The 16,664-nt window shown below is 41.0% G+C and carries 11 protein-coding genes; 10 read left to right on the top strand and 1 reads right to left on the bottom strand.

Translation table 11 applies throughout. The features are described from left to right. Positions 1 to 235 precede the first annotated feature (235 nt). Positions 236 to 712, top strand: a complete 477-nt coding sequence (locus tag GSF09_RS04005) for a hypothetical protein (RefSeq protein ID WP_159799651.1) — start codon at positions 236 to 238, stop codon at positions 710 to 712. 6 nt (positions 713 to 718) lie between these two features. After that, the gene (ruvC, locus tag GSF09_RS04000; protein WP_159799650.1) at positions 719 to 1,270 is read left to right on the top strand and encodes a crossover junction endodeoxyribonuclease RuvC; all 552 of its coding nucleotides are present in this window, start codon (positions 719 to 721) and stop codon (positions 1,268 to 1,270) included. 43 nt (positions 1,271 to 1,313) lie between these two features. On the opposite strand, the gene GSF09_RS03995 is transcribed toward ruvC, so the two are convergent. After that, complete coding sequence (locus tag GSF09_RS03995; RefSeq protein ID WP_159799649.1) at positions 1,314 to 3,215, bottom strand: sialate O-acetylesterase; 1,902 nt, start codon at positions 3,213 to 3,215, stop codon at positions 1,314 to 1,316. 582 nt (positions 3,216 to 3,797) lie between these two features. On the opposite strand from GSF09_RS03995, the gene GSF09_RS03990 reads away from it, so the two are divergent. The 8 genes from GSF09_RS03990 (at position 3,798) to GSF09_RS03955 (ending at position 16,637) form a co-directional block, all read left to right on the top strand. Next, positions 3,798 to 4,529 (top strand): FadR/GntR family transcriptional regulator, encoded by a 732-nt coding sequence (locus tag GSF09_RS03990; protein WP_159799648.1) that lies wholly within the window; start codon positions 3,798 to 3,800, stop codon positions 4,527 to 4,529. Between the two features lie 151 nt (positions 4,530 to 4,680). Next, positions 4,681 to 7,815 (top strand): TonB-dependent receptor, encoded by a 3,135-nt coding sequence (locus GSF09_RS03985; RefSeq protein WP_159799647.1) that lies wholly within the window; start codon positions 4,681 to 4,683, stop codon positions 7,813 to 7,815. Between the two features lie 12 nt (positions 7,816 to 7,827). Then, positions 7,828 to 9,321, top strand: a complete 1,494-nt coding sequence (locus GSF09_RS03980) for a RagB/SusD family nutrient uptake outer membrane protein (protein ID WP_159799646.1) — start codon at positions 7,828 to 7,830, stop codon at positions 9,319 to 9,321. Positions 9,322 to 9,323: 2 nt separating this feature from the next. Continuing rightward, entirely contained in the window at positions 9,324 to 11,639 is a 2,316-nt protein-coding gene (locus GSF09_RS03975; protein WP_159799645.1) for a polysaccharide lyase 6 family protein, read from the top strand. A 13-nt stretch (positions 11,640 to 11,652) separates the two neighbouring features. After that, positions 11,653 to 13,095, top strand: a complete 1,443-nt coding sequence (locus GSF09_RS03970) for an IPT/TIG domain-containing protein (RefSeq protein ID WP_159799644.1) — start codon at positions 11,653 to 11,655, stop codon at positions 13,093 to 13,095. A gap of 17 nt (positions 13,096 to 13,112) precedes the next feature. After that, positions 13,113 to 15,311, top strand: a complete 2,199-nt coding sequence (locus GSF09_RS03965; RefSeq protein WP_159799643.1) for an alginate lyase family protein — start codon at positions 13,113 to 13,115, stop codon at positions 15,309 to 15,311. 3 nt (positions 15,312 to 15,314) lie between these two features. Then, positions 15,315 to 15,656, top strand: coding sequence for a cupin domain-containing protein (locus GSF09_RS03960; RefSeq protein WP_159799642.1), 342 nt, complete (start codon positions 15,315 to 15,317; stop codon positions 15,654 to 15,656). Positions 15,657 to 15,755: 99 nt separating this feature from the next. Further along, the gene (locus GSF09_RS03955) at positions 15,756 to 16,637 is read left to right on the top strand and encodes a T9SS-dependent choice-of-anchor J family protein (protein ID WP_159799641.1); all 882 of its coding nucleotides are present in this window, start codon (positions 15,756 to 15,758) and stop codon (positions 16,635 to 16,637) included. Positions 16,638 to 16,664: the final 27 nt, after the last annotated feature.

The following is a 16,664-nucleotide window of genomic DNA, read 5'->3' as shown; positions in this document are numbered from 1 at the left end:
TTCTAAAAACGAATAAAGTATTTTAGAGGGCAAAAACGGGAATGCAAATATAAATATATATTTTTGTTACTTGCTATACAATAAGTTACAAATTTATGTAGAAATATTACTACATGCATGGGCCGTAACAATTATTTTGATTGTTGTACAATTGGCGCACCCATAAAACTTAGGCTTAATTAATAGGTTCAGCTTTAAATATTTTGCTTATTTTTGGCTAAATCTCCTTACAGGAATGAAGCGAATTGCAGCACTGATTTTTATATTTCTTGGCGTATCATGCAATTTTTTTGAAGGCAAAGTGCCTGATGAAGATGAATTATTGCAGGAGCAGCTTGCCCGTATCAACTGGAACGAGGTAAGTGCTTATCCTTCAATAGCAGAATGTGGGCCGATACTGGATAAGGAAGAAAAAAAGGAATGTTTTTTTGAAACCATGGCCCGGATTATTCAGGAAAAACTTTCAGCAGATACCTTGGCTGTGCTTTATCCTGAAGCAGATACCATTGATGTTGAAGTTACTGTGTTTTCGGATGCCAGCCTTAAATTTGAACCCATGTTCCCGGCTGACAGTACTGCTTATAATACAAAGGCCATTGACAGCCTGATAAAAGCAAGGCTGACCGGTTTTCCCGAAATTGAGCCGGCGCAAAAGGAGGGTGTGCCTGTAACCACACAATTTATACTTCCTGTAATAATTAATGTACAATAATACTGATTGGCACTAGAACGCATAATATTAGGTATAGATCCCGGTACAACAATAATGGGCTTTGGGCTCATTAAGGTTGTAAATAAAAATATGCAGTTTTTGCAGCTCAATGAACTGCAATTAAGCAAATATGACGACCATTACGTAAAGCTGAAGGTGATTTTTGAGCGTACCATAGAACTTATTGAAACCCATCATCCTGATGAAATAGCCATTGAAGCTCCTTTTTTTGGTAAAAATGTCCAGTCTATGCTAAAGCTCGGCAGGGCACAGGGTGTGGCTATGGCCGCGGGTTTATCCCGGCAGATACCCATAACCGAATATGAGCCTAAAAAAATTAAAATGGCAATTACAGGCAACGGTAATGCCAGCAAGGAGCAGGTTGCAAAAATGCTGCAGCAGCTTTTGGGATTAAAGGAGTTGCCAAAAAACCTGGATAGTACCGATGGGCTCGCGGCAGCGGTATGCCATTTTTTTAATTCAGGGAAAACCGTGGCAGGCAAAAGTTACTCGGGCTGGGAAGCGTTTGTAAAACAAAATGAAAGCCGCATAAAATAAAGGCTGTTTATATTTAAACAGCCTTTATTTTTTATTCCAAATATTACCAATTGTCTGTCCTGAATGGTGGCGTTGCAAGGCCGTCTTTATTATAAAGCATTACCTTGCCGGGTGCGTCTGCCCATAGGTAACGCACAGCAGCAGGCTTCTGTACTTTATCGCTCCAAACCTTTATAGTTTTGCCATCGCTTTGCAGGCTGGCATTTGCGGGATAAAACTTTTTATCGCTTCCGGCAATTGTAAATCCGCTTAAGGCGTTAGTATTGCCTTTCAATTCAAACCCTGCTTCATTAAAAGTAACAAAAATTGCATTTGCATCCTGCTTGTAGCTTGTATAAACCGGCGCACTTGCAGGCAGTTTATCTCCGTAGGCAACGTTTTGTGCCACAACGGCAAACCTCCTGCCCGGTTCCTGTTTATTAATAGGGTGTATATTATCATCTTCGCCCACATCAATAAGTGTAACCATGCCTGTATTTTTAAGCTCAAGTGCCTTGCTTTGCGATTCGCGTAGTGTTATCCACCTGCCATTCTGGTTGTCGTAGTTGGGAAGCTGCGCAAATATAAAAGGGTAGTCTTGCCCCCAGTGGTTTCTCCAGTCGGTTATCATTGCTTTAAAAAGCGATGCATATTCAGCAGCGTTTTTAGAATTGGCCTCACCCTGATACCAAATTATACCTTTAATTTTTATACCGAAAAACGGGGCAACCATGCCATTATATAATGAAGTAGGATAAATAGTGGGGTGCTGCCTTACGGGCACGGGTTCAATATCTTTTGTGCCTGCTTCATACCGCCATGTGCCTGCCAGGCTTATTTTCCTTGAAGGCGTTTGCAGGTATAATGCTGAAGCATCGCTCCTGAAACCGCCAACATCACCAGAATTTTTAACACGTATGGTAATTATATTTTTACCTGGCGTAAAATTTTCCTTTGCAACATTGTAAACGCGCTCAAGGTCTTTATTGGTGCTTTCGGCAACTTTGTTGCCGTTTATATAAGTAATATCTTCGTTATCCACACGCCCTATGCTCAGGGTAAGCTCATCTTCTGTAAGGTCTCTTTCCGTAAGTGTAAACTCGCGGGTTACCCATATTATACCATCATTGGGCTCAACTTTCGCTTTTTTCCAATATACCGGCAGCTCAATATTTTTCCACGATTTAGTGTCATAATCTTTGTTATACCACTGCTGTTTCAAACCCACATCGTCATTATCGGCTTTTTTATTCCAGGCATCAAAATCTTTCTTGTAATCTTTCATTACATTGCTAAAATCAATACCTTTCATTTTGGCTATTGTTTTTGCCGCTTCAGGATGTTTTCCCATAACATCGGCGCTTAGCCATGCTTCAATGTTTGTGCCTCCCCAAGATGAATTGATGAGCCCTATGGGTACCTGGTATTTATTATAAAGCTCACGCCCAAAAAAATAGGCTACTGCCGAGAAGCCTTCGGCACTTTGCGGAGAACTCGTAGCCCAGGAACCTTTTTCTATATCATTTTGCGGTATGCCAGCCATAGTCCTGGAAACCTGAAGTAGTTTTATTTTTTCATGGCTGGCGTTAGCAAGCTCCTGCTCGCCATTTACAGCATTTTCCAGTTTCCACCCCATGTTCGACTGCCCTGAGCAAAACCATACATCACCTATATATACATCATTAAATATAATTTTATTATCCTCGGTTATATTTACGGTATATGGCCCCCCGGCCTGCATGGCAGGGAAAGTTATACTCCACTCGCCTTTATTATCGGCTTTTGCCTGTAACGTTTTACCTGCAAATTCAATACTCACAGTTTTGCCCTTATCTGCCCAACCATAAATGGTTATGGGAGCTTCTCTTTGCAATACCATATGGCTGGAGAAGAATTTAGGGAGTGTAACTTTTGCATAAGCCTGCCCAAAAACAAGGGCAAGCATAAATAATATTATTCTTTTCATAATTACGCTATAGTTTGGGTGCTAATATAAATATAATTGGTCAACCAAAAACAATAACGTTAATATATTTTTAATTATTGCGGTGATTAATTGTATTCATATCAATATTATGCATGTATTTATACATATATCATAACTAAAGTTGTGTCGCATAAAAAAAGGAGCCTTTATAAAGGCTCCTTGTATTACAGGTTTATATTATTTACATGAGTAACTTGCATCGCTTGGGGAAGTGAGGGTTTAGCTACAATATTGAATGTTAGAATATTAAACCTGTAAGTAATTGTTAACTGCAAAAATACTAAATAAACCCTTTATGCTTAGTAAATAATACGTTAATAATTATAATTGGTTGGGCAGTAATTGGGCATAATTATAAAAATCTTGATTAATAATTTACCGAAAACGTTTTAGCGGATTGTTAAAAATGCCTTAAAATCTATATTGATATTGCTTATAATTAAAAATTAATTAAAATATATTCAATAAATATTCTCTAAAAATTAAATATATGTAAAAAATAACCAATAATTTGGAGATATTTAAATTTTCGTATATTTGGTCAACCAATTTAGTTTAAAAATGAATGAATTTGGACTTGAAGGCACTTTTAAAGCAGAAGAAAAAGAGATTATAGCTAAAATAAGGGATCTCATTACTTCGCAAAAGTTAAAGCCGGGTGACAGGCTTCCCTCTGAAAGGAAACTTTCTGAAGAACTGGGTGTAAGCAGGGGCAATGTAAGGGAAGTTATCCAGAAGCTGGAGTTTTACGGTTTACTTAAAACGCTTCCGCAAAGTGGTACGTTTGTTGCCAAGCTTGGCGTGCCTGCACTTAGCGGTATGTTTACCGATATACTTCAGCTAAAAAAGCCTGATTTTAAATCGTTGGTTGAAACAAGGATAATGCTGGAAACAAACATTGTTTCACTGGCAGCCGAAAGGCGCACCACACAGCACCTTATACAAATTGAGGAGGCTTTAATAGCTTACCAGAATAAAGTGGAACGTAATGAAAATGCGGTTGAGGAAGATTTAATGTTTCACCTTAAAATTTCGGAGGCAAGCGGCAATTCGGTAATGAATACGCTAATGCTTATTATAACGCCCGAAATAATTACAAATTTTGAAAAATACCATGTTTGCAAAAGCTCTATGGCAAGTGATAATATCATGGAGCACCTGCAGATTTTTGAAGCTATAAAAAATCAAAACCCCGTGGCGGCAAGGCACTATCTGCAGCACCATTTTAAACTGCTTTATGAATATTGCAGCCAAACGGAAACAATAATGAATAGCGGCACCATGCAGTTGTAAATTCAACGTGCATTTTTTTAGACGGTAATGGCAGGATAACTAAATATCGCTTGGGGAAGTGAGGGTTATTTATCTGCGCCAAAAGGGCTTTGCCATACCTAAGCGGCAGGGCCGGCAGTAAGTATTAACCAAAAATATTGAATGTTAGTTTATGAAACTTAAAACACTATTCTTTTTTACAGCCTTATTGGTTACGTCTGTATTATTTGCGCAGGATAAGTACATTTTAAAAGGTACGGTATATTCAGCCGATGATAACCAGACGCTTCCGGGTGCCAACGTAACTGTTTTTGGCACTACAAAAGTTGTAAGCACCGACCTTGACGGAAATTTTTCCATAGAGGTTACAGGCAAAGAAACTTTGCAGGTTTCCTATTTGGGGATGGAAACGGTGGTTGTTATCCTTAATGGCGAAAGGGAGGTATCCATAACCATGAAAGGTGCATCTACCGAACTTGACGAAGTGGTAGTTGTGGGATACGGTACACAAAAAAAATCGTCAATAACAGGTTCAGTTTCCAAACTTGAAAATGAAAATCTTGATGAGGTAACCAGTTCGCGGGTGGACAAGGCTTTACAGGGCCGCATTGCAGGTTTGCAGATACAAAACATAACCAGCGAAGTAGGCGAGGCACCACAGATAAGGATAAGGGGGCTTGGCTCTATTAGTGCCAGCAGCAACCCGCTTGTTGTAGTTGATGGTTTTCCCATAGAAAACGGGCTTGAATTTATTAACCCAAGCACTATAGAATCTATAGAAGTACTGAAAGACGCAAGTTCTACAGCTATATACGGCTCAAGGGGCGCCAATGGTGTGATACTGGTAACTACAAAAGAAGGTTCAGATTCGGTAACATCCTATGAGTTTAAAACTTATTTTGGTGTAAAGTCAGCCTATGACAACCTTGACCTTTTAAACACATTTGAATATACCGACATGCTGCGCAGGGAACGCCAGATTAATGAAAACTACCTGGCCTCTCAGGAAGGGCGCGACCCGGCTGTAATAGCATTTACCACACGTGAAAAGGGTATGCGCGAAGTGGCAAGGCACGGCGAGGTTGACTGGCAGAGGGAAGGGCAGCGCAGCCCGGCACTTATAAAAAATTACCAGCTAAATGTATCAGGTGGTAAAAATGGTACTACGTATTATATATCAGGGCAGTACATTGATGATGAAGGCTTGCTGAAAGACAACTTCCTTAGGAGGGTAAATTTTCAGTCCAGGGTTAAAACCAAACTATCGGATAAGCTTACGCTTGATGTTAATGTAAGGCCGTCTTATACCCAAAGGAGAAGGTCGAGCGTATCATTCACCGATTTTGCAAGGACTTACACTTTTCTTCCCGTAAGGCATACGGAATATACTTCCGGGCTTACAGGTTATCCGTTAGGAAGCTATGCACATGGAAGGCATTTTCAAAATGTCAATTTTAATTATATAGATGAGGATGGTGTTCCGCAGGATTTTACCGCTTCATTATGGGGAACCAATAATAATAACCCTATTTCAAGGTTGGAAAGCGACCAGAGGTATCAGCACGATTACAGGATGCTTACCAACTTTGCCCTTGATTACAGGATTACCAAAAAATTACGTTTCAGGACATCGGGTGGTGTAAATGTTGATTATTCCAATTATGAACGTTTCAGAAGCTCAGAAGCAGAATATACAGGGCAGGCATTAGGGCAGGATAACAGTACCATGCGTGTAAGGCTGCTAACGGAAAACACCCTTACATGGGACTGGACTAAAGGCGACCATGACCTTAACGTTTTGGGTGGTATAACCTACCAGAAAACAAACTACAAATACTCCAATATGTATGGCTCGCAGTTTTCATCGGACTATATAGCCACATTAAATGCGGCTAACCTTATTGATGCTGAGCAAACATTCACCCGCAAAGAGGAAGACAACCTGCTTTCATTCCTTGCCAGGGTAAACTACTCTTATAAAAACAGATACCTTTTATCAGTTGCGGCACGTGCCGATGGATCATCGGTATTTGGCCCTGAAAATAAATATGGTTTTTTCCCTTCGGTTTCTGCAGGATGGAATGTGAGCGAAGAAAACTTCTGGAAAAACAATATTGAATTTATCAACCGTTTTAAAATAAGGTCAAGTTTTGGTGTAACAGGTAATAACAATATTCCAAACTACTCATTTACCAATCTTCTGTATGCCGCAAATTATTCTTTAGGCGGTGGTACAGGCAGTGTAACATCAGGACTTGGGGAAACAGGCTCGGTACTAGGAAACCCTGCGATAAGCTGGGAGCAGACATATGAATATGATACAGGGGTTGATGCAGGTTTTTTCGGCAATAAATTAAATGTAACGTTTGATTATTATTACTCTGTAACCGACAGGCTTTTACTTCAGCAGAATGTATCATTTGCAACAGGGCACAACCAGTTTTTTAATAACATTGGTAAAATACAAAACAGTGGTATTGAAGCTGAGGTTTCAGCCAATATTAAGGCGGGCAAGTTTACATGGAGGCCGTCATTTAACATTGCCGCCAACAAAAACAAACTTATTTCACTGGGAGGCGAGGCACAGTTTATAAGCCAGGGTGAAAGAAATGAGCAGTATATAGCCCGCGTAGGCGAAGAAGCAATACAATTTTACGGGTATAAAATGATAGGGGTATGGCAGTCTGCCGAACAATTGGCTAACAACCCGAGTTCTTCAGACGATGCTGTGGGAGGCATACGTGTGGCTGACCTGAACGGTGATGGCGAAATTACCGCTGATGACCGTACTACATTGGGCAGCCCGTTCCCTGATTTTACCTGGGGCTTTTACAACTCCTTTACCTACGGGAATTTTGACATGAATTTCCTTGTTCAGGGTTCTGTGGGTGGTGAGGTGTTTTACGGCGATGGCTATTATAATGAAACACGATACCTGCAAAAAGAATTTGTACAGGGACGTTGGTTTAGCGAAGGTGTGCCGGCCAGCAAGCCAAGGGAAAACCTGGGGCGTGCATGGCAAAATACCGATTATCTTATACAGGATGCATCATACCTTTCATTACGCGCAGTTACTTTAGGCTTTAAACTCCCTGAAGATGTTACCCAAAAAATAGGACTTGCCAAGGCGCGCTTTTATCTTACAGCTGAAAACCTTTTATACCTGAAGGCAAAAGATTTTACCGGCCTTAACCCTGAAGCCTTAAATACAAGCGGATTGTATGCTTCACCGCTTATTTCCGGCTACCAGCGCGGGGCTTACCCGGTACAGAGGACAATTGCACTTGGTATTGATGTTAATTTCTAAAAAATTATGAAAATGAAAAATATAAAGCTGTTTAACCTTAAAGTTTTGTTTTTTGCAGGCCTGTTAGCTATAACAGGTTGTGAAGAAACGCTTGACCTTCAGCCGATTTCGGAAATAGGGGTTGATGAGTTTTACAAAACCCCCGAAGAAGTTAACCTTGCTGTAATAGCTATATATAACAGCCTTTACGGCATGCAGAACAGGGAATGGATGCTTACCGAATTACGCTCCGACAATACTTATATGAACCCTGTTTCTTCTGAATCTAAAGATTTGCCCATACGTGAAATTGACAGGCATGTGGCACAATCGCAAAACATTTATATAGAGGAGTACTGGAGGGCATGCTACAGGACAATCAATCTTGCCAACATAGTGCTGCAAAACCTTGATGTGGTAACCAATGAAACAGAGCGTAATACTTATGAGGGAGAAGCACGTTTTTTAAGGGCGCATGCCTATTTTAACCTTGTGCGCCTTTGGGGGGGTGTTTTCCTTGTGGAGCGCCCAATATCCGGCAAGGAGGCAAAAACAATGGACAGGAGCCCGCAAAATGAGGTGTATGATTTTCTTATAGAAGATTTCAGGCAGGCTTCGCAATTGCTGCCACCGGAGCAAGCAGGCGTTAATTTAGGCAGGGTTACTATTGATGCTGCAAAAACACTGCTGGGCAAAGCATTGCTTACCCGCAAGGCGGCAGGCGACCTTACAGAAGCGAGGACAGTACTTACCGATGTAGTTACCGGTACACACGGCCTTTTGGATAATTACGCTTCGGTTTTTGATATTGGTAATGAATATAATAACGAAATACTTTTTGCAGTACGCTATCAGTCGGGTGGTGTGGGCCTTGGCTCTCCCTTCCCTAACTTCTTTTCGCCGCTGCAAAGTGATAATTATGTGGTTTTTGGTAATGGCGACGGGCTTAACGTGCCAACCGAAAGCATGTCGGATGCTTATCCTGCAGGCGACCCGCGCAAGGCAGCTTCAATGGCTGATGAGTGGATTGGCTTTCAGGGTGTGGTAAATGACGACAGGCATGTTATAAAATATAACTCGCAGTTTAATGTAGTTGATGATAGCGGCAATGATTGGATTATAACCCGTTATGCCGATGCGCTTTTACTTTTGGCAGAAGTTATTAATGAGCAGAGCGGGCCTGATGCCGAGGCTTTAGGTTATCTTAATGATGTGCGCAAACGTTCGCTTGGCGCTGCTGCCGCACTGACATTTGACCAGGTTAGTACTTATTTTGACTTTAAACTGGCTCTTGAAAATGAGCGGAGGCTGGAATTTGCTTTTGAAAACCATCGCTGGTTTGACCTTGTGAGGAGCGGGCGTGCCATAACGGTAATGAGCCAGCATTTTGCCACTGAGTTTCAGTATAATGACCCTGACCATCCGGCATTTAATACTCCGGCACTGCAGCACTACCAGCTATACCTGCCTATACCGCAGTATGAAATAGACCTTAACCCAAGCATTGCTCAAAATACAGGATATTAATTATGATCAATTCTAAAAAAAATATATATAAAACCTTTGCTGCCTTGCTTATTGCGGGGCTGCAAACCGCAGGCGCGGCAAATATTAAAGTTGCCAATATGGCCGAGCTTAATTCTGCAATGGTAAATGTAAAGCCGGGGGACAGGATTATTATGGCTAATGGCACCTGGAAAGACAGTGTAATTGCCTTTAATGCAAACGGCACTGCAAAAGACTCTGTTTACCTTGAGGCTGAAACCCCAGGCAAAGTAGCCTTAACGGGTAAATCCTCGTTAGAAATGGGCGGCAAATACCTTGTTGTAAACGGGCTTTGGTTTAAAGACGGCTATTCTGATAAGAAATATGTAATAAGCTTTAAAAATGATAAAACTATAGCTAACAATTCAAGGCTTACTAATTGTGCTATTACAGATTATAACCCCGAGGCGAAGTCAGACACCAACCACTGGATTGAGCTTTGGGGTAAAAATAACAGGGTTGACCACTGCACGGTTTCAGGAAAAACCAACCAGGGATGTACTATGGTGGTTTGGCTTAAAGGCGAGGAAAACCACAATAATAACCACAGGATAGACCATAATTATTTTGGCGAACGCCCGCCTTTGGGTTCCAACGGTGGCGAAACCATCAGGATAGGTACAAGTACCAACTCCATGTATCAATCCAACACCCTTGTAGAGCTCAATACTTTTGAAAAATGCAATGGCGAGGTTGAGGTGGTTTCCAACAAATCCTGCAATAATATATACAGGAATAACCTTTTCCTTGAATCGCAGGGGTCATTGGTTATGCGCCATGGTAATAACTGTATTGTTGAGGACAATGTCTTTTTAGGCAACAACCAACCTTATACCGGTGGTGTGCGTGTTATCAATGAAGGCCATATTGTAAGGAATAATTATTTTGGAGAACTTACAGGTACTGATTTTCGCGGGCCGTTAGTAGTTATGAACGGTGTGCCGAATAGTGCGCTTAACCGCTACAACCAGGTGAAAGATGCACAGGTGGTTGGCAATATTTATTATAACTGCTCTCCGTTTCAGCTTGGGGCAGGCAGCGATGCCGAAAGGACACTGCCGCCTGTAAACAGTAGTATTAAGGGCAATATTATTTATACGGAAAAAGATGCTGTTGCCACATTTTATGATAAAATGGATGGCATAACATTTAAAGACAATATTGCAGATGCGCCTAATGCAAAACTACCACAGGGCTTTACTGCGAAAAAACTTAACTGGGAAAAGCAGGGCCAACTTTACATACCTAAAGGCCAAAATATAGACAGTAAAAAATTTAAGGCCGCACTGGATGCTAAAACAGGAGTAAGCTGGGATGCCAGCACAACAAAAAAAGTAAAAACGATTGCTGTTGAAACCATAACTGTAGAGCCGGGCAAAGGTACTCTTGAAGCAGCCATTAAAAAAGCGAAAGGTAAAACAACTCTTAAGTTAACGGCAGGTGATTATGAAATGGAACGTTCTGCGGTAATTAAGTCAGATATTACCATTTTGGGAGAAGGAGCCGAAAAAACCCGCATATTTTTTACGGCACAACCTGAAAAGAAAGCCAATTACATGTTTAAGGTTGACTCAGGCGCTAGGCTTACGTTTAATAAAATTGCCCTTTCAGGCAAAGAAAATACAGACGTAAAATATGCAATCAATTCCCCATCTGAAGATACACCGGGCAATTACAGCCTGTATATAGACAATTCACTGATTTCGGGCTTTACCAATTCTGAAGGAGGCGCAGTGTTTAAAGCTAATAAAGGTACGCTGGCTGATACAATCAAGGTGAGCAACAGTATCATTAAAAATAATTTCAGGGGCTTTAACCTTTCTTATGAAAAGGATGATAAAGGAAAGTATAATGCAGAAAACATAATATTTGAAAACTCCGTATTTACTGACTTTACACAATGGGTACTGCATTATTACCGTGGCGGCAATGACGAATCTACGCTGGGAGGCAACCTATATGTAAACCACTGTGTTTTCAGTAAAACAGGCTCAAGGGATAAAGACCAGGTTTTGCTTACCAAAGGTATAGTTACCGTTACAATAGAAAATAGTGTATTTTATGAAAACCCATTACTTATCAACCCGGTAAGGCTTGATGGAAAGAGCAACAGCATAAGCAATTCTGCGGTTTACAATTCAGGAGAGGTAAAGTTAACATCAAAAGCAGTTTCATCAAACCTGATTAATAAAAATCCTAATTATTCTGATAAGGAAAGGTTTATTCTTAAAGATAAATCACCGCTTAAAAATGCAGGTACTGATGGCAGGGATATAGGTGTTTTACAGGAAAAAAACTAAAAACATTACAATTATGAAAACAAGATTATACAAAAAAATAACAGGCATTTTGTGTATGGCACTTGCAGTGTTTGTTTTAGCCTGCGATGCCGATATTGAAGTGGATAAAACCTTTGAGGAAATACTGGGTGCACAGCCTACTATAGAAAGCTTTTCGCCCGGTACTGCACCAATACAGGGGCTGGTAACCATACAGGGTACTTACCTGAACTTTGTAACCCGTGCTTACATAGGTGATGCCGAAGCAGAAATCTATTCACGGGAAAATGCAAAAACTATGATTATACGTGTTCCTGCCAACGCCGTTAACGGCATAATAAGGCTGGAAACCAACTCTGATAAAGTGGCGGAGTCGGCAGAGGAACTTATTGTTACTTATCCGGTTCCGGTTATAGAGTCTACCCTGCCTGACCAGACTACAGTAAATGAAACCATTACTATAGAAGGGGAAAACCTGCAGGTTATTACTAAAGTAAGCTTTGGCAATGTGGACGGCGTTATTGAACTGCAGGATGACAGGACAATTATTGTAAGGACACCCAATAATAACCAAAGCCCCATGCAGCTTAGCTATACTTACAATACCACAAGCGGAGAGGAAACCATAGTACTGGTAGAAAGTTTCACTATTTACATACCGCTGCCTGTAGTATCATCATTCCCTTCGGCAATAATTAAAAATAATCCTGCCACTATAACCGGGCAGAATATGAATTTGATTACATCAGTTTTATTAGGTACTACAGAGGTAACTGATTTTACAACTGCTCCGGGCAACTTAACCTTTAATCCGCCTGCATCGCTTGCTTCAGGTTCTTATGCAATAACGCTTAATTACGGTGAGGGCGAGCAGATAGTAAGCAATGCCGTACCCTATATTAACAGGGATATTGAAACCTATTTCAATTTTGAAAACCATGGTACGGAAGTTATTTCATCCACATCAAGTGTTTCCAGCCATTTATTGGTGAGCACGCTAAACGGTTCATTACCGCAGCCACCGTTTCCCGGAGGAAGCAATTACTACCATGCCGAAATACTTTCGCCTAATAATAACGGAAGCAGTATAGCCTACATGCGCTTTACATTCTCCGATAACGACACATGGAAAACTGTTTTTGATGCAGGGGCATTTAATGACAATCCTGTGCTGCATTTCTGGCTTAACACCAATAATACAACCCCAACGCTAAGGCTGTATATGACTTCTTCTTCAAGCAGGAAGCTGGTACATTATAACACCGGCAGCGACTGGCAGCTTGTAGCCATTAGGCTGCGCGACCTTTTCCCGGGTGTAACGGCTTCAGACTTTTTAAGCGGCAATTATATGAGGATGAACTACCTGAGCGATAACCAGGCAGGCGTTCCACTTGAGGTAAATGCAGACTGGTTTATGATTACTGATGCAGTACTTACAGAAGCCGGGGCTGTTGATGTTACCGATATGTTCAATTAACCGGATTTTAAATTATAATGAATTTTAAAAAACTAATAGCCTTATCTTTTTTTGCTGCAACTACTTTGGTAACTGCACAAAATGACCCTGTATTATTACTTTCCAAAACGGATGCACAAAATATTAGCAGCCATTTAAAGGAGTACAAAATACTGGAAAAGTCATTTGATAAAATAAGGAAAACTGCCGATAAGGCACTTAAAAATAAAATTGAGGTACCGCTACCCGCCGATAACGGCGGGGGCTACACCCATGAAAAGCATAAAAGAAATTACAGGGAAATGTATGCAGCAGGAGTTGCCTACAGGGTTACCGGAGAAAAGGCTTATGCAAAGTTTGTAGAAAACATGCTTTTACAATATGCCAAAATGTATCCGGGTTTACCGCTGCATCCCCAGCGTAAAAAAACACAAAATGCCGGTAAATTGTTCTGGCAGGGCCTGAATGACTGTGTTTGGTTAGTTCACGGCATACAGGCCTACGATTTAGTAAAGGCAGATATCAGTGCTGCCAACCGCGAAATAATTGAGCGCGATGTTTTCAGGAGCATGGCTGCCTTTTTGAGTGAGAGTGAAGGCGGCAAGGATACTTTTAATAAAATACATAACCATGGCACATGGGCTGTGGCTGGTGTTGGCATGACAGGTTATGTACTTAAAGATAAAGATATGGTTGACCGTGCCCTTTACGGCTCTGCCAAAGATGGAAAATCCGGCTTTATAAAGCAAATTGAACTGTTGTTTTCACCGGATGGCTATTACTCTGAAGGGCCTTATTACCAGCGTTACGCATTACAGCCGTTTATGGTTTTTGCGCAGGCAATAAATATAAATCAGCCAGAAATTAAAATTTTTGAATTCAAGGACAGGGTTTTGGGTAAAGCTGTAAAAACAGTTTTCCAGTTAACCGATGGAAATGGCTATTTCTTTCCGTTTAACGACTCGTTAAAAGAAAAAAACTTCCTAAGCGAAGAGCTTGTTTTTGCAGCCGATATTGCCTACCAATACTATAATGATGCTTCTTTGCTTCCGGTAATAAAGGAACAGGGTCAGGTGGTAATGGCAGGTGCTGGCTTTGCTGCAGCACAAGCGGTGCAAAACCTTTCAAAAGAAGCAAAATATATAAAGGAATCAGCTATTATTTCAGATGGCGCTGATGGTAAATCGGGCGGTGTTGCACTGCTAAGGGCAGATACCAGTAAAAAAGGCGAGCAGCTTACGCTGGTATATAAATTTGCATCGCAGGGTATGGGGCATGGCCATTTTGACAGGCTTGGCATACTACTGTATAATAATGATAAAGAAATATTGCAGGACTATGGCGCTGCCCGTTTCCTGAATGTAGAATCTAAAAGTGGGGGCAGGTACCTTGATGAAAACCATAGTTATGCACAGCAATCGGTAGCACACAATACTGTTGTTGTAGATGAAACATCCCATTATGGTGCTGAATGGAAAAAAGGTGAGGAGCACAGTCCGCAACTTATATTTAGCGATATAGCAAAGCCTGAAGCGATACAAATTGTAAGCGCTGTTGAAGAAAATGCTTATCCTGATACAAATATGCAGCGTACAGTTGCAGTTGTGGGGGGAGATGTACCTTTTGTTATTGATGTATATTCTTTGCAATCAAAACAAAAACATAAATATGACTTGAACTTTATGTACAGCGGGCATATAATGGAAACCGATTTTGAATATACTCCCTTTACCAGCTCATTAAGCGTTTTAGGTTCAGCCAATGGTTACCAGCATTTATGGAAGTTGGCCGAAGGCAAGGGTAATAACGGGATTTCAAAATTCACCTGGCTTAACGACTCAAGGTTTTATACCATATCAACTGTAACAGATACAGATACGCAGCTTGTTTTTACAAAGGCCGGGGCTAACGACCCGAAGTTTAACCTGCGTGCAGAGTCGGGGTATATGGTTCGGGTAAACAGTAAAGACAATTACACTTTTGTTAGTGTGATAGAGCCTCATGGCAGTTTTGACCCGAAACTTGAATCGGTGCAGGATCCGCATTCAAAAATAACCGCTATAAAGCTGTTGCATAACGATAAGAATTATACTGCATTATCGGTAACATTTAAAAATAATAAAGAATACATATTAATGTTTGCCAACAAACCGGCTAAAGCCAATACGGCACATACATTAACCCTTGGCGGGAAAAAATATAGTTGGAACGGAAATTATAAACTACTAATAAATTAAAAAATGGAATTAAGGACTGATGCATTTTTTGTTGAAAGCGAAAACCCCTGGGAACCTGTAGCCGAAGGAGTAAAACGCCAGATAACAGGATATGACGTAAGCATAATGATGGTTAAGGTAATGTTTGAAAAAGGAGGTATAGGGCCCCTGCACCAGCATTACCACTCACAGACATCTTATGTGGTTTCAGGAAAATTTGAAGTAAGCATAGACGGTGAAAAGAAAATACTACAGCAGGGCGACGCATTTTATATAGCACCAAATGTGCTGCATGGCGCAGTTTGCCTTGAGGCAGGTATGCTTATAGATGTTTTTAGCCCAATAAGGGAAGATTTTTTAAAATAGGCAGGAAAGCAAAGGCAGGGGAAAGAAAGTTATGGAAGGATAAACTGCTTATGGATTATTGTAAATAAAGATAATTAACAAACATAAAAATTATTGACCATGAAAAAAATTACTCTTTTCTCAGCCTTTGCGCTGATGTTTTTAGGGGTTGAGGCAAAAGCCCAATCTACTATAACTGTTATTGACCCTGCCGGAGATGGCGGTTTTGAAAATGCTGATACTTTTGAAGGTAACGGCTGGGATGTGCAGAATGCAAGCTATGGCAGCCGCAAATGGCAGGTAGGTTCGGCGCAGCCGGGCTATAATGGCGACAGGTGTGCTTTTATTGGTGCATCGCCTACCAGTGTGGGTACAAATGCCGGAGGGCGCACAGTGCATTTTTACAGGCAGATTACCCTTCCGGATGATGCGGCTAACATGCAGCTTACCTTTAAATACAAACAGGAGGTTGTATTTATTGACCCTTCAACAGGGCCAAATGATTACCTGTATCTTTCTTTAACAGATGATGCTCCTTCTACCGGTAATACCCCGTCCTCATCACAGTTTGGCGAAAGGTATCCAACTACCGGTGCTTTAGCCGACTTTACCGAAATAAATGTGCCGCTACCCGCAGAAGCGGCAGGCGGTACAAAATATCTGGTATTTACGTTCAGGTCAAACAACCTTAACGACCCATCTACAGTAGGCTGGGGTGCTATTGATGATATTGAGCTTACCTATGAGGGCACAATGGGCACGGGAGAAAACACTATCAAAGGATTTAGCTATTATCCCAACCCTGTAAATAATGTGCTTAACCTTACCGCACAGGAAAGTATAACAGGCATAAGGGTAACAAACCTTTTGGGGCAGCAGGTTATGCAGTTATCACCGGGCAGTACCGGTACTGCAATAGATACATCATTATGGGCAAAAGGCACTTATATGGTAACCGTAACAGCAGGCAGTAGTAGCAAAACTGTTAAGGTAGTAAAATAATAAACAGGCTTTAGGCCACTTAATAAT

Source organism: Flavobacterium sp. MK4S-17, from assembly GCF_009848495.1.
Taxonomy (GTDB): domain Bacteria; phylum Bacteroidota; class Bacteroidia; order Flavobacteriales; family Flavobacteriaceae; genus Flavobacterium.
The sequence above is the reverse complement of the archived record's forward strand: the minus strand, read 5'-3'. Positions and strand labels throughout refer to the sequence as shown.